This is a genomic window from Thermocatellispora tengchongensis (assembly GCF_014202315.1).
GTDB lineage: Bacteria > Actinomycetota > Actinomycetes > Streptosporangiales > Streptosporangiaceae > Thermocatellispora > Thermocatellispora tengchongensis.
Genome location: NZ_JACHGN010000010.1, coordinates 164,859 through 179,800, shown reverse-complemented (window position 1 = coordinate 179,800; position 14,942 = coordinate 164,859). Strand labels below are relative to the sequence as shown.

Annotated in this window: 9 protein-coding genes; 2 read left to right on the top strand and 7 right to left on the bottom strand. The window is 70.5% G+C overall.

The features are described from left to right. Positions 1 to 513 precede the first annotated feature (513 nt). Positions 514 to 1,917, bottom strand: coding sequence for a Si-specific NAD(P)(+) transhydrogenase (sthA, locus tag HNP84_RS23965; RefSeq protein WP_185052123.1), 1,404 nt, complete (start codon positions 1,915 to 1,917; stop codon positions 514 to 516). 99 nt (positions 1,918 to 2,016) lie between these two features. Here sthA and HNP84_RS23960 point away from each other — a divergent pair, with 99 nt between their 5' ends. Both HNP84_RS23960 and HNP84_RS23955 read left to right on the top strand, forming a co-directional pair. Continuing rightward, the gene (locus tag HNP84_RS23960) at positions 2,017 to 3,984 is read left to right on the top strand and encodes a protein kinase domain-containing protein (RefSeq protein ID WP_376771948.1); all 1,968 of its coding nucleotides are present in this window, start codon (positions 2,017 to 2,019) and stop codon (positions 3,982 to 3,984) included. Then, positions 3,984 to 5,912, top strand: a complete 1,929-nt coding sequence (locus tag HNP84_RS23955) for a serine/threonine-protein kinase (protein ID WP_185052121.1) — start codon at positions 3,984 to 3,986, stop codon at positions 5,910 to 5,912. The genes HNP84_RS23960 and HNP84_RS23955 overlap by 1 nt, the downstream gene beginning before the upstream one ends. Before the next feature lie 6 nt (positions 5,913 to 5,918). On the opposite strand, the gene HNP84_RS23950 is transcribed toward HNP84_RS23955, so the two are convergent. The 6 genes from HNP84_RS23950 to HNP84_RS23925 form a co-directional block, all read right to left on the bottom strand. Beyond that, complete coding sequence (locus HNP84_RS23950) at positions 5,919 to 6,164, bottom strand: metallothionein (protein ID WP_185052120.1); 246 nt, start codon at positions 6,162 to 6,164, stop codon at positions 5,919 to 5,921. 76 nt (positions 6,165 to 6,240) lie between these two features. Continuing rightward, positions 6,241 to 9,204 carry a glycoside hydrolase family 3 protein gene (locus HNP84_RS23945; protein WP_185052119.1) on the bottom strand — a complete coding sequence of 988 codons (2,964 nt, stop codon included), beginning with the start codon at positions 9,202 to 9,204 and terminating at the stop codon, positions 6,241 to 6,243. A gap of 32 nt (positions 9,205 to 9,236) precedes the next feature. After that, positions 9,237 to 10,082, bottom strand: a complete 846-nt coding sequence (locus HNP84_RS23940) for a carbohydrate ABC transporter permease (RefSeq protein ID WP_185052118.1) — start codon at positions 10,080 to 10,082, stop codon at positions 9,237 to 9,239. Next, on the bottom strand, positions 10,079 to 11,023 hold the full coding sequence (locus HNP84_RS23935) for a carbohydrate ABC transporter permease (protein WP_185052117.1): 945 nt from the start codon (positions 11,021 to 11,023) through the stop codon (positions 10,079 to 10,081). The genes HNP84_RS23940 and HNP84_RS23935 overlap by 4 nt, the downstream gene beginning before the upstream one ends. A gap of 155 nt (positions 11,024 to 11,178) precedes the next feature. Next, positions 11,179 to 12,483, bottom strand: coding sequence for an ABC transporter substrate-binding protein (locus tag HNP84_RS23930; RefSeq protein WP_185052116.1), 1,305 nt, complete (start codon positions 12,481 to 12,483; stop codon positions 11,179 to 11,181). Between the two features lie 39 nt (positions 12,484 to 12,522). After that, positions 12,523 to 14,808 carry a TIM-barrel domain-containing protein gene (locus tag HNP84_RS23925; RefSeq protein ID WP_185052115.1) on the bottom strand — a complete coding sequence of 762 codons (2,286 nt, stop codon included), beginning with the start codon at positions 14,806 to 14,808 and terminating at the stop codon, positions 12,523 to 12,525. Positions 14,809 to 14,942: the final 134 nt, after the last annotated feature.

The window sequence follows — 14,942 nt, the reverse complement described above, 5'->3', positions numbered from 1 at the left end:
CAACTGCACATTCGGTCTCCGGCGGCCCCAACTCCAGGTACACAGTTGAACTCGTAGAGGAAGACCGTGCGTTCACCGCGGTTGAATGGGCAGTCGGCGCACATCGGGCAACCTGTGAGAAAATGCGTCCTGAGCCGGGTCTTTTTCAACTCACGTTTGCCGATGCGGACCAGGGCGTCGACATCGGCGGCGTAGAAGCACGGCAATGGCGCTTGAGCAGCGACCATACCCCTCGGCCGGTTCGGCTCGGGAACATAAGCGGGCATCAACCGGCGCAGCCAGTCCTTGTCGCCGGCGGCGAAATCAGCCGGCCGGAACCACCCCGTGGTGCGGCCGGTGCCAGGCCACGGGGGTGGCGATGCACGGCCGGGCGTTCAGGCCGCGATCTTCGTCCGCGCGCCTCCGCTGGGCTCAGCCACGGCGGGTCTGAGGGGCTCGCCCGGTGGGGCGGGGGGTGGCGGGTGGGTCAGCAGCCTTTTGCCGATGCGCGGCCGTGCCATCGCACGCGGGAGTTCACAGCTCCCAGCGTTCTACTCTTCGTATCTTGTTCATGGCGTCCAGGGCGGCCACCTTGTAGGACTCGGCCAGGGTGGGGTAGTTGAAGACGGCGTCCACCAGGTAGTCGATGGTGCCTTCGCAGCCCATCACCGCCTGGCCGATGTGCAGCAGTTCGGTGGCGCCCGTGCCGAAGACGTGGACGCCCAGCAGTTTGCGGGTCTCGGGGCTGACCAGGAGTTTCAGCATGCCGTACGTGTCGCCGATGATCTGGCCTCTGGCCAGTTCGCGGTAGCGGGAGACGCCGACCTCGAAGGGGACCTGCTGCTGGGTCAGCTCGTCCTCGGTGCGGCCGATGAAGCTGATCTCGGGGATGGTGTAGATGCCGATCGGCTGGAGGTGGTGGATGCCGCGCAGGGGTTCGTCGCAGGCGTGGTGGGCGGCTATGCGGCCCTGTTCCATGGAGGTGGCGGCGAGGCTGGGGAAGCCGATGACGTCGCCTACGGCGTAGATGTGCGGGACCTCGGTGCGGTAGTCCTTGTCGACCTGGATGCGGCCGCGGGCGTCGGCGGTCAGGCCGGCGGCCTCCAGGTCGAGCTCGCCGGTCATGCCGTGGCGGCCGGCGGAGTACATGACGGTGGACGCGGGGATCTTCTTGCCGCTCTCCAGGAGGGTCAGCGCGCCTTTGGGGCGGCGCTGTACGGCGGCGACGGTCTCGCCGAAGCGGAACGTCACGGCGAGGTCGCGCAGGTGGTACTTCAGGGCCTCGACGACCTCCAGGTCGCAGAAGTCGAGCATGCGGTCGCGCCGTTCCACGACGGTGACCTTGGTGCCCAGGGCGGCGAACATGGAGGCGTACTCGATGCCGATCACTCCGGCCCCGACCACGACCATCGACTCGGGGACCTCGCGCATGGACAGGATGCCGTCGGAGTCGATCACGGTGTGGTCGTCGAACTCGACGGTGTCGGGGCGGGCGGGGCGGGTGCCGGTGGCGATTATGATCTTCTCTGCGGTGACCTTGACCTCGCGCTCGTGCTCGTCCACGACGCCTACGGTGTGCGGGTCGAGAAAGCGGCCGGTGCCGGTGAGTACGGTGACGTGGTTGCGGGCGAGCTGGCTGCGGATGACGTCGATCTCGCGGCCCACGACGTGCTGGGTGCGGATGCCTAAGTCGGCCACCGTGATGTCGTCCTTTACGCGGTAGCTCTGGCCGTACATCTCGCGCTGGTTGAGGCCGGTGAGGTAGAGGACGGCCTCGCGGAGGGTCTTGGAGGGGATCGTTCCGGTGTTGATGCAGACGCCGCCGATCATGTTGCGACGTTCGACGATGGCGACGCGTCGCTCCAGCTTGGCCGCGGCGATGGCCGCCTTCTGGCCGCCCGGCCCGGAGCCGAGCACAAGAACATCGAAGTCCCGCATAACGCCAGTGTGAGGGGTGAACCCCTGCAATTCGACCCGCGGACTGCTCATAATTGATGATCTACGGGTGGGCTGAACTCCTGGGGAGGAGAACCGGAAATGCCGGAAATGCAGCCCTTACGGGATGTAGATCCCGCTGAAGTGGGTTCTTACCGGCTGATCGGGCGATTAGGGGATACCACATACCTGGGCCAGCAGCCCGGCGGTGAGCGGGTGGTCATCAAGTTGTTACACCCCGACGCCGACCCCGAACGGTTCATGCGGGTGATCGAGCCGCTGCAGGGGGCGTCGGCGTTCTGCACCGCGCAGATCCTGGACTCGGGCACGCAGGACGGCCGGCCGTACGTCGTCAGCGAGTACATCGACGGGCCCACCTTGCGCGCCGCCGCCGAGGCGGGCGAGCTGCTGCGGGACGCGGCGCTGCACCGGTTCGCGGTGGGCACGGCCACGGCGCTGGTGGCGATCCACCAGACGGGGGTGGTCCACGGCGACATCGGGCCGGACAACGTCGTGCTCGGGCCCGACGGGCCAAGAGTGATCAACTTCGGCGTGGCGCGGGCGGTGCAGGCCACCGGCGCGGCCACGACCCGCAAGGTGGACGTCCCCGCCTTCACCGCGCCGGAGCGGTTGCAGGGCCGCGAGATCGAGCCGGCCGCGGACATGTTCTCCTGGGCCGCCACCATCGCGTACGCCGCCTCCGGCCGCTCGCCGTTCGACGGCGGCTCGATGGCGGGCACGGTGAACAAAATCATGAACGCCGAGCCCGACCTGCCCGAACTGGGCGACCTGCGCGGGCTGGTGCTCGCCTGCCTGGCCAAGGACCCGGCCCGGCGGCCCTCGGCGAGCGAGGCCCTGCTGCGGCTGGTCGGCGAGACCGGCTTCCTCACCGGATCGGTGAGCGCCGCGCTGCCGCCGCCCTCCGGCCCCGCGTACGACCTGCCGCCGCCGCGGGGCGCCACCACCACGGCGCCGGTGCGGCGGATGGGCGTGGTGCTGGTGGCCGTGGTCGCGTTCCTGGCGGGGGGCGTGCTCACCGGGGGCACCGTCTACACCCTGACCGGACGGGAGGGGCCGGTCGCGGCCGCTCCGAGCGCGTCGCCCAGCGGCCCGGTGATCACGTCCGCGCCGCCGATCACGCCCGGCTTCACCCAGGCCCCGTTCGCGTCGGTCGCGCCGACGCCCGCCACGAACACCAAGCTGCCCGACATCGGCGTCATGCTGCACGAGCATCCGGACGACGCGGTACACCTGGCCGCGTACTTGCAGGCCAAGGCGCCCTTCAACGCGTTCGTACGCGAGCCGTCCGGCAAGTTCAAAGCCGTCGGCCTGGGTGAGGAGCCGTCACTGTCGCCCGACGGCAGGTGGGTGGCGCTGAACCCGTGGCTGAAGTTCCAGGGCTCCGACATGGACCAGGTCAACTTCACCAACCTCGCCACCGGTGAGAAGTTCACCGTGACGACGGTCAAGAAGCCGCAGCAGACCTGGTTCCCGGTCTGGTCGCGCGACAGCAGGCGGCTGCTGCTGTCGGTGACCGACGAGAAGCGGGAACGGATCACCGGCTTCGCCCTGATCGACGTGACGACGAAGAAGGCCACGGTGGTGGAGGCCGAGTACCACGACGACATCCGGCTGACCTACGCCTTCACCCCGGATGGCACGATCGTGCGGGGCTACGGCAACGGCAAGTCGTACGGGATGGAGTTCTACAACCTGTCCGGGCAGGTGGTCCGGAGCATGCACTGGGTGGGCCGGCCGCCGCGCGCCCCCGACTGGTATTCGCCCTCCGGCAAGCAGTTCCTCACCGTCTGCCCGAACGGGGAGGACCTGTGCGTATGGAACGCCGACACCGGTGTGCGCAGGGCGACCGTGCCGAAGATCAGCAGTGAGGCGGGCCTGCTCGGCTGGTTCGATGAGAACCACCTCCTCATTCACCAGCCCGGCAAGGGCAAGAAGGACAGGAGGGAGGGCGAGGTCCGGATCGTGGACTTCACCGGCGACGTCGCCCGGGTGCTCGCGGACGTCGATCCTCTCAGCGCCTCCCTCCAGTGGGCGCCCGTGGTGCGCTGATGGCGACGCGGACGAAGCCGCTGCTCGGGGGCGACCCGGCCGAGGTGGCCGGCTACCGCATCCTGGGCCGGATCGGCGAGGGCGGCCAGGGCGTCGTCTACCTGGGCGAGGGGCCCGGCGGCATGCGGGTCGCGGTCAAGATGCTGCGGTACGGCCCGGGGCTGGGCGAGGAGGGCTCGCTGGGCGACTTCCGGCGGGAGATCGAGCTGACCCGGCGGGTGAAGGCGTTCTGCACCGCCGGCGTGCTGGAGACCGGCGAGCTGAACGGGCTGCCGTACATCGTCAGCGAGTACGTGGACGGCCCTTCGCTCTCGGAGGTGATCTCCGAGCGGGGGCGGTTGCGCGGGGCGGAGCTGCGCCGGCTCGCGCTGGGCACGCTGACCGCGCTGGCCGCGATCCACCAGGCGGGCGTGGTGCACCGCGACTTCAAGCCGGGCAACGTGCTGCTCAGCAGGGACGGCCCGCGGGTGATCGACTTCGGCATCGCGCGCGGCCTGGACGTGAGCGAGCTCACCGGCGAGCACATCGTGGGCACGCCGCCGTACATGGCGCCGGAGCAGTTCACGATCGGCGGCTCGGGCGCGCCCGCGGACATGTTCTCCTGGGCGTCCACGATCGTGGCCGCGGCGACGGGCCGGCCGCCGTTCGGCTCGGGCGACCTGCCCGTGGTGATCAACCGCATCCTGTCCGCAGAGCCGGACCTCGGCGCCCCGGACGGCGGCCTGGACGGCGACCTGCGCGAGCTGGTCGCGCGGTGCCTGGCCAAGAACCCGGGCGAGCGGCCGACGGCGTCGCAGGCGCTGCTGACGCTGCTCGGCCATCCGGTTCCGCAGCAGGACCTGCTCGCCGCGGGCGAGGCGGTGGCCACCCCGCCCTCGCCCGCGCCTCCCCGGCCCCGGCGCCGCCGCGCGTACGTGGCCGCCGCCGCGGCGCTGGCCCTGGTCGCGGCGGGCGGCGGCGTGGCGTACCACCTGTCCGGCTCCACTGCCGGTCCCCCGAGCTCCTCCGCGCCGCCGGCGCCGCGTCCCACCCCGTCGTCCGGCCCGATGGCGGCCACCTCGACCGTCACCTCGCCCATCCCCGACACCGGCATCGTGCTGCACGAGAACCCGGCGGACCCGGTGTGGGCCTCCTCCCTGTACGGCGCCGGCGACGACACGTTCACGGGCGCCCCGTCCTACGTCCGCGACCCCAAGACGGGCGAGTTCGCCTTCTTCGGCACCTACCAGTTCCCGATCGTCTCCCCCGGCGGCGCGTACGTCGCCGCGCTGCCCACCACCAACTTCACCCGCACCGACTACAGCAGGCTGAGGATCGTGGACCGCGCCCGGGGCGAGGAGGTGCAGCTCCGCGTGGACGACAAGCCCGGCAACGCCGCGGACATGCGCTGGCACACCGACCAGCGGCTCCTGCTCACCGTCTACCGCGACAACGTGACGACGGGATTCGTCGTGGTGGACCCGGCCGCCCGCTCGGTCGTCGTCAGGAACGTCCCCGGCGCCGGCACCGCCGCGTACGCCTGGGGCCCCGACGGCACGGTGATGCACCAGACGGCCGACGGCGCGGTCCGCTTCCGCCGCCTGGACGGCACGGAGGTGCGCTCGTTCCGGAACGTGGGCGACCTGTCGCCGGCCGGCGTGACGAGCGTCGCCGATCACGGCGAGGTGTTCACCACCGAGTGCCCGGCCCCGGACATCGGGCTGTGCCTGTGGGACGCCGCCACCGGCGCCCGCCGCGCCACGGTGCCGCTGCCGACCCGCTCGCGGTTCAACGGGTGGCTCGACGACCGGCACTACATGGCCACGATGACCGGGGCGAAGACCACCAAGGTCGTCCTGGTGGACCTGGAGGGCACGGCGGTGCGCACCCTGGCCGAGGGGCCGGCCAAGGAGATGGCGAAGAGCACGCTCTGGTTCACCGCGAAGTAGAACCGCTCAGGCCATCGCCTCCACGCGGTCCACGATCGACTTGGCGCCCTCCTCGCGGGCGCAGTGGGCGCAGCAGAACCAGCGAGTGCCGGCCTGGACGCCGTGGCCCACGATCCGGCAGCCGCAGTGCTCGCACACCGGGGCCATCCGGGTGATCGCGCACTCGAAGGAGTCGAAGGTGTGCACCTTCCCCTGCGCGTGGATCTCGAAGCTCATGTCGTAGTCGTTGCCGCACGTCTCGCAGCGCCCCATGGTGTCCCCCAATGCAAACCGAAGGCGGTCCGTACGCGGGTAGCCCTACCCCGCGCGCGGACCGCCAGTCACCGGCTCAGCCCAGCGTGAAGGAGGAGATGCGAAGATCCCCGGTGAAGACCAGGTAGACGTCCTGCTTTCCGGTCGCGCCGGTGAGGGGCGCGGTCACGGTGGTGTAGGCGTACTTGTCGCCGGTGGACGGGACCGTGGCGGTGCCGAGCAGCCGCCCGCGCACGGGGTCGCCCGCGCGGATCTGCACGCTCGCGGTGCCGGCCGCGGGGCGGGCGACCTGGGCGGTGAACGTGCGCGCGTTCAGGGCGCTGCCGGCGAACTCGATCCAGTCGCCCGCCGAGGCGCCCACCGCGTCGCCGCGCGCCTTGGACTCGTCCACGAGCTCGACGCCCTGGTAGTCGTCGAAGTCCACGGCCCGGGTCGGCTTGGACAGGTCGCGGGCGGGGATCGTCTCGCCCCGGACCCGCAGCGCGGCCTTGCGCCGGATGTCGGCGGAGGAGGAGCCCACCATGATGTCGTGGGTCGCCGACTCGACCACCCACTTGTTGCGGGTCACGTCCCAGTGCGCGAGGTCGGCCGCGCGGACCTTCAGGCTGACCGTCCTGGTCTGGCCGGGCTTGAGGCTCACCTTCTGGAAGGCGTGCAGCTCCTTGACCGGCTGCGGGTCGCGGGAGGCCCGCTGGTGGCCGTAGAGCTGGACGACCTCCTGCCCGGCGCGCGAGCCGGTGTTGGTCACGTCCACGCTGACGGTGACCGTGCCGTCCGCGCCGATCGTGCCCGAGCTGAGCCGCAGCGGGCCGTACCGGAAGGAGGTGTACGACAGGCCGTGGCCGAAGGCGTACAGGGGATCGCCCTTGTAGTACAGGTACGTGCGCTGGGCCTTGACGATGTCGTACTCCAGGATGTCCGGCAGGTCCGACTCCGAGCGGTACCACGTCTGGGTCAGCCGCCCGGCGGGGTTGACCGCGCCGAACAGCACGTCGGCCAGCGCGTTGCCGGTCTCCTGCCCGGCGTGCGAGGTCCACACGATCGCGGGCACGTTGGCCTGCTCCCAGTTCAGCGTGGTCGGGTAGCTGTTCTGCACCACCACGATCGTGTTCGGGTTGGCCGCGCGCACCGCCTTGATCAGCTCGCTCTGGCCCTCGGCCAGCGCCATGCTGGTGCGGTCGTGGTCCTCGCGCCCGTTGATGAACGGCATGCTGCCCACCACGACGACCGCCGCGTCGGCGCCCTTCGCCGCCTCGGCCGCGCCGCGGGCGCCGTCGGCGACGACCTCCTTGGTGAAGCGGGCGGCGCCCTCGGCGGTCGGCGAGCCGAGCGTGAGCGTGCCGTCGGGCCCGACGGTCAGGTAGTGGTTGGGGCCGGACCAGTCGTGGGCCTTCTCGTAGCCGGCGTAGCGGGCGGCGTACGTGCCGTCGGGCTGCTCCTCCAGCTTGAACTGCTGCATCACGAACCAGCCGTTGGGCTGGTCCTGGTCGTTGACGAAGGTGGACCAGTTGTAGCCCACGTACTTGCCGTTGGCCACGCTGCGCAGGGTCAGCACGCCCTGGCCCCAGTCGAAGACGTCGAACTTCTCGGTGTCGCCGGCGGCCGTGGCGCCCACCTTGAGCGCCGCGCCGGCGCCGGTGCCCGCGCTGACGTACTTGCCGGTGGTGACCTCCTTCAGCGCGATGCGGTCCACGCCCTCGGTGGCGGTGACGCTCGCGCCGGAGCCGAGCCGGGCCTTGATGCCGTCCAGCGGGGTCACCCGGTACGGCAGGCCGCCGGAGTACCAGTCGGTGTAGACGGTCTGGGTCAGCGGGCCGATGACCGCGACCTTCCTGGTCCTGGCCGGGTCGAGCGGCAGGGTCTTGCCCGCGTTCTTCAGCAGCACCATCGCCTCGGCGGCGGTGCGCCGGGCCAGGGCGCGGTGCTCGGGGGTGCCGATCGCGCTCTCGCCGATCTTCCCGTACGGGCCGCCGCCCGGATCGAACTCGCCGAGCCGGAACCGGATGGACAGGATGTGCCGCACGGCGGTGTCCACGTCCGACTCGGCCAGCAGCCCCTTGGAGAGCGCGGTCCTGATCGCGGTCGTGGTCGGCTCGGCGTTGGTGTTGTCGGTGGTGAAGCTGTCCAGGCCGGCCTTGAGCGTCGCCGCGTTGCCCTCGGTCAGGCTCGGGTAGTAGCCCTGGGAGCCCACCAGGTTGTTCGGCGCGCCCGCGTCGGTGACGTTGAACAGGGTCCGGCCGGTCCAGCTCCTCACCTCCTCGCCCAGGTCGGGCAGCACGGTCGCGGGCCTGCCGTTGACCAGGTTGTACGCCGCCATCACGCCGGTCGCCGCGTCGCTTTCGATGGCGGGCCTGAAGGCGGCCTCGTCGTACTCCTTCTTGACCCGGGGCCGCAGGTTGGAGGAGGTGGTGTCGCGGCGGATCTCGTTGTTGTTGGCGAGGTAGTGCTTGAGCGTGGGCGCGGTCTTGAGGTGGTCGGGGTCGGGGCCGCGCATGCCGGCGGCGTACGCGGTGGAGATCGCCCCGGTCAGGTGCGGGTCCTCGGAGTAGCCCTCCTCGTTGCGGCCCCAGCGCGGGTCGCGCAGCAGGTTGACCACCGGCGCCCACAGGTTCAGCCCCCACACCCGCGGGTCGCGGGCGTTGAAGCCGCGCGCCTCGTCGCCGACCGCCGAGCCGACCTTGTGGATCAGCTCCGGGTCCCAGGTGCTGGCCAGGCCGACCGCCTGCGGGAACACCGTGCCGTTGGCGGTCACCACGTTGCCGTTGTCGTCGTAGTCGGTGGACCAGGCCACGCCGTGCAGGGCCTCGGTGCCGGTCTTGAACAGGCCGATGCCGAGCCGCTCGATCGGCGGCTGGTACTGGTGCAGCAGCGAGATCTTCTCGTCCAGCGTGAGCCGGCCGAGCAGGTCGTCCACGCGCTGCGCGAGGGGCAGCGCGGGGTCTCGGAACGGGAGGTCCTCGGCCGCCCGCGCGGGCGTGCATAAGCCCGCGACCAGGCCGAGCGCGACGGCCGCGGACAGCAGCGGCCTGCGTGAGGACATGGCGCCTCCAAGTCAGGAAGGGTCGAAGCGCGTTACTTGATGGCCCCCACCGTGACGCCCCGGGTGAGCGTCCGCTGGAAGATCAGGAAGAAGGCGACCGCCGGTACGATGCCGAGCAGCGCGGACGCGCTGGACATGGTGGCGTCCATCATGCGCTGCCCCTGGAGCACGCCCAGGGCGACCGGCACGGTCTGGTTGTCGTTGCTGATCAGGAAGATCAGCGGCAGGAAGAACTCGTTCCAGGTCCAAATGAAGAAGAAGATCAGCAGCACCGAGATCGTGGGGCGGCTGATCGGCACCACGATCCGCCACAGCGCCCGCCACCGGCCCGCGCCGTCGATCTCGGCGGCCTCCAGGATCTCCCGGGGGAACGCGCCGAGCACCGAGGACAGCAGGTAGGTGCCGAAGGCGGCCTGGATCGCGGTGAAGATGATGATCACGGCGAGCTGGGTGTCGTACAGGCCGGCTTCCTTGGACAGGTAGTACAGCGGGTACGCCAGCGCCTCCTGCGGCATGGTGTTGGCGACCAGGAACACCACCAGGATCCACAGCCGGCCCTTGACCCGGCCGATGCCCAGCGCGTACGCGTTGAGCACCGACAGGATCACCGCGAGCACCGCCACCGCGCCGCTGGTGATCAGGCTGTTGAGCAGCTTGCGGCCGAAGTCGACCCGGTTCCAGAAGTCGATGATGCCCTGGAGGTACAGCTCCGAGGGCAGCGAGAGCGGCCCGTTGGTGGAGTAGTCGGCGGGCGTCTTGATCGCGTTCAGCGAGACGATAGCGAACGGGGCCAGCATGACCACGGCGAACACGACGAGCGCCGCGAGCACGGCCCAGCGCCCGGGGCCGTAGCGCCTGCTGGTCTGGACGGTGGTCATCGCTCGCCCCTGTCCTGGAACTTCAGGAAGAAGGCGGTGACGATCACGATGATGATCGCGAGCACGGTGGCGATGGCCGAGCCGTACCCGACGTTGGCCTTCTCGAAGAAGTTCACGTAGCTGAAGTAGGACGGGACCATGGTGGCCCGCCCGGGACCGCCGCCGGTGAGCACGAAGATCGGGCCGAACACCTTCAGCGCGGCGATCGTGCAGGTCAGCAGCACCACGAAGATCTCCTGGCGGATCTGCGGCACGGTGATGTGCCAGAATCGGCGCCACCAGGAAGCGCCGTCGATCTCGGCGGCCTCGTACAGCGCGGGATCGACCCGCTGCAGCCCGGCCATGAAGATCACCACGGGGTAGCCGAGCTGGAACCAGACCATGATCGCCATGACCGTGGCCAGGGCCAGGTCGGGGTCTCCGAGCCAGTTCCGCGCCAGCCCGTCCAGGCCGACCGCCTGGAGCACCTGGTTCAGCGCGCCGTAGGAGGGGTGCAGCATCCACCCCCACACCACGCCCGCGACCGCGACCGGGAGCACCTGCGGCAGGTAGTACGCCGCGCGCAGCGCGCTCGCGGTGCGCGCGCCGAACCGCTTGCCGATGTAGTCGAACAGCGCCGCGGCCAGCACCAGGCCGATGATCGTGGGCACGATCGCCATCGCGACGATCAGCAGCACGTTGTGCCGGAACGACGCCCAGAAGGTCTCGTCGGCGAACAGCCGCGTGTAGTTGTCCAGCCCGGTCCAGCGGGGAGTGCCCACGCCGGTCCACCGGGTGAAGCTGGCGCCGACGTTCATCGCGAACGGCACCACGATCACGGCCAGGAACAGGACCGCGCTGGGCAGGAGGTAGAGCCAGTAGCCGCCGCGCCGCGGGGCCGCCCGGCCCGGCCCGGCCTCCCGCGTCGCCGCCGGCCGGGCCGCCGGAGCTTGTACTGCCATGGGTCACCTTTCGGCAGGGCCCGCCGCCGCCCAGGGCGGCGGGCCCGCCCCGCATTCCGCACGGACCGGGCTCCTGCCGGTCGCGTTCGTGGCGGGTTCGTTGTGTTTCGTACTGGTCGTCGAGCGGGAGTGCGGGATGTGGGGCGCGGCGGCCCTCAGCCGCCGATGTCGGCCAGGTTGTCGTTGTACGGCTGGGCCAGCTCGTCCAGGACCGCCGACGGCTCCTTGCTGCCGTTGATCAGCTCCTGTACGCCCGCCACCATCACGTCGTAGTAGCCGGGCGCCGGCCAGTCGGGGTAGAAGGCCAGGCCGTCCTGCGCGGCGAGCTTGTTGAAGTTGTCGATGAGCTCCTTGTTCTTCTCATCGCTGATCGCGGCGGGGTCGGCGGCCACGGGCACGCCGCCCGCGTTGCCGAGCTTGTTCTGGATGTCCTTCTTCATGGTGATGTCGATGAAGTCGTAGGCCAGATCCTTGTTCTTCGACTGCTCCGGCACCACCCACAGGTTGCCGCTGGAGCCCGCGCTGAACTGGTTGCCCGGCCACAGGAACGTGCCCCACTCGAAGTCCTTGACCTCATCGGCGATCCTGCCGTACCACCAGCTTCCGGACACCATGATCGGGAACTTGCCGCTCATGAAGGCCAGGCCCATGTCCTCGGCCTTGATCCCGGCGGAGTCCTTGGCGATGTAGCCCTTCTTCACCCAGTCGGCGAAGGTCTGCGCGCCGAAGGTCAGCTCCGGGCCGTGGAAGTCCACCTTGCCCTTGTAGAGCTGGAAGGCGTCCACCCACTGCCGGTTCGCCTTGCTCAGCGCGAGCTGGTACATGATCTGCTGGGCCGGGTACTCCGCGCCGCCGACCGAGATCGGGGTGATGCCCGCCTTGACGAACTTGTCCATGGCGGCGGTGAACTCGTCGAGCGTCGTCGGCGGGGCGGTGATGCCCTGCTTCTCGAACATGTCCTTGTTGTAGTAGACCATCACGTATTCGGCGTAGTTGGGCACGCCGTACCAGTTGCCGGAGCCCATGATGCCGCGCTCGTCGTACTTCGCGGTGGTCTGCAGCGACGGGCTGAGCAGCTGGTCCCAGCCGCGTTTGGTCGCCTCGGCGCTCAGGTCGGTGAGCAGCCCCTGCTTGGACAGCAGGCCGGCGGTGGCGTTGCCCTTGTTGTACTCCAGGATGTCCGGCGCCTGGTCGGAGTTGAGCACCATGCTCGCGGTCTTCTGGATCTGTTCGAAGCCCTTCTCCTCGAACTTCACCTTGACGCCCGGGTGGGTGGCCTCGAACTGCTTGATCGCCTCGGCCCAGGCGACGCCCATGGCGCTGTTGGCGGTCTCGTAGTGCCACAGCGTGAGCGTGCGGCCCTCCGCCGAGGAGCCCCCCGGCTCGTCGGACCCGCCGCCGCAGCCGGCCAGGGCCAGGGCCGCGACGGCCAGCGCCGCGACCGCTCGTAGCTTGAACATGGTGCCTCTCCAGGGGTGGTGTGGTCTTGCTCGCCTGCTTCACGTCGTGATGATCTCGACGGGGCCGGGCACGTTCTCGGCCGCGCGGATGCGCGCGGGGCCCGACACGACGAGGCGGAGGGTGTCGCCGTCGCGCGTCGCCGTGACCGTGGTCTCGCCGTCGAGGTCCCTGATCGTCGTGCGGGCGCCGTCCCCGGCGCCGTAGCCCACCAGGGTGATCTCCCCGAAGGGCCCGTCGCCCACGGCCTCCCCCGGTTCGGCCGTGGGCAGGATCGCGCCGTGCCGTACGTACAGCGGGATCCGGTCGAGCGGCGCGGTCACCCGGACGTACGCGCCGCCGTCGAGCACCTCGCCCGTCCAGTAGTCCACCCAGGACCCGGCGGGCAGGTAGACCTGCCGGGTGCCGTCGGGCGACGTCATGGGGGCGACCAGCAGGTCGGGGCCGAGCAGGTATTCCAGGTCGGCCTGCCAGGCCACCGGGTCGTCCGGGAAGTCCACGCACAGCGCGCGCATCATGGGCGCGCCCGTCTCCGCCGCGGTGACGGCGGCGGTGTAGAGGTAGGGCATGAGCCGGTAACGCAGTCGGATCGCCTCGATCGCGCCCTTCTCGGCGTAGTCGGGGAACTCCCACGGCTCACGGCTGGTGGTGCCGTGGAAGCGGACCAGCGGCGACAGCGCGCCGAACTGCGCCCAGCGTACGTACAGATCGGGGCTGGGGGTACCGGTGAACCCGCCGGCGTCGTGGCTCCAGAACGGCACGCCCGACAGCCCGTGGGCCAGGCCGCCGCGCAGGGTGCTGCCCATCGCGGCGTAGCTGGTGTAGGTGTCGCCGCCCCACTGCGCCGAGTGCCGCTGCCCGCCCAGGTACGACGAGCGGGCCCAGACCAGCGAGTGGCCGTTGATCTCGCGGGTGACCTCGGCGACGGCGTCGTTGAACAGCAGCGTGTAGACGTTGTGCAGGTCGGTGCCGGTCATGCCGTTGTGCGCGAGCGAGTCGGCGGGCACGCCCTCGGCGAAGTCGGTCTTGAACACCGCGACGCCCTGGCGCAGCAGGGGGCGCAGCAGGTCCTGGAACCAGGCCACGGCCTCGGGGTTGGTGAAGTCGACGATGCCGCAGGCGGGGTAGCTGCCGTGCCAGCAGTCGGCGACGTACGTCGTGCCGTCACGCTTCTTCAGGAAATATCCGGCTTCGTCGGCTTCGGCGAACAGCGGGCTCAGGTGCGAGACGTATGGGTTCATCCACAGGCTGACCTTGAACCCCATGCCCGCCAGCTCCGCCAGCATCGCCTCGGGGTCGGGGAAGTTGTCCCGGTCCCAGCGCAGGTCGGACCAGTTCCCCTTGACCTGCCAGTAGCAGTCCAGGTGCAGCACGTCGCACGGGATGCCGCTCTGCCTGATCCGGCGGGCCCGCGCCAGCACCCGCTCCTGCGTGTCCACGAAGAACCCCGAGGAGATCCAGGTGCCGAACGCCCACTTCGGCGGCAGCGACGGCGCGCAGGTGAGCAGATCGTACCGGGCCAGCACCTCGGCCGGGCCGGGGCCCGCGATCACGTAGTAGTCGATCAGGTCGTCGGGGACCAGGATCTGCAGGCAACTGTGCGTGGACTGGCACACGTCGAACTCGACCGGGGCGCCGCTGTCCACCAGCACGCCGTAGCCGCGGCTGGAGACGTAGAACGGGACGTTCTTGTACGCCCGCTGCGACTCCGCGCCGAAGGCGTCGAAGTTCCACATCACGGGCCGCTGGCCGCGTTTGTCCAGCGGGGTGAACGACTCGCCGAACCCGCTGAACGCCTCGTCGGGCGCGGCGGCGAAGCTCTCGTGGTAGGCCACGGGCGCGCCGTCGGCGGTGGACCGGCCGAAGGGCAGGGTGCGCAGCCGGCCGCTGATGTCCACATGGCCCCGGTCCTGCTCCACCAGCAGCCGCCCGGAGGCGTCGGTGAAGCGCAGGTGCCACGGGTTCAAGGTGATCTCCGCGCGCAGCGCGCCGGCGTCCAGGACCACGGCGCCCTCGCCCACCTCGACCCGCGCGCCCGGGTACTCGCCGGGGGTGACCATGGTGGTCGCGCGCGCCGATCGGGTGCGCGCGTCGGCGTCCTGGCCGAGGCGGACCCGGATCACTCCCTCGCCGGCCGTGCCCACCTGCACGACCAGGGTCTCGTCCGCGCCGGTCTGGCCCTTGAGCGTCACGCCGTACGCGTCCGCGCTCACCAGCTCGGCCCGGACCAGCGCGGACAGGCCGCCCTCTCCCGGCGCCCGCACCGGCAGCTCGGGCGGGTCCGCAACGAAGTACTCATGCGCGACCAGAGGCGGACGAAACGGCATGGGGGCTCCTCAGTCAATGCGGCCAGGCGCTAATTAGTTTGCCGACCATACCAACAAACGTCAACGGGACGAGGACCCCCGAACACGCGGAAGGGGCGCGGGGATGATCCCCGCGCCCCTTCACGCGATCGCGC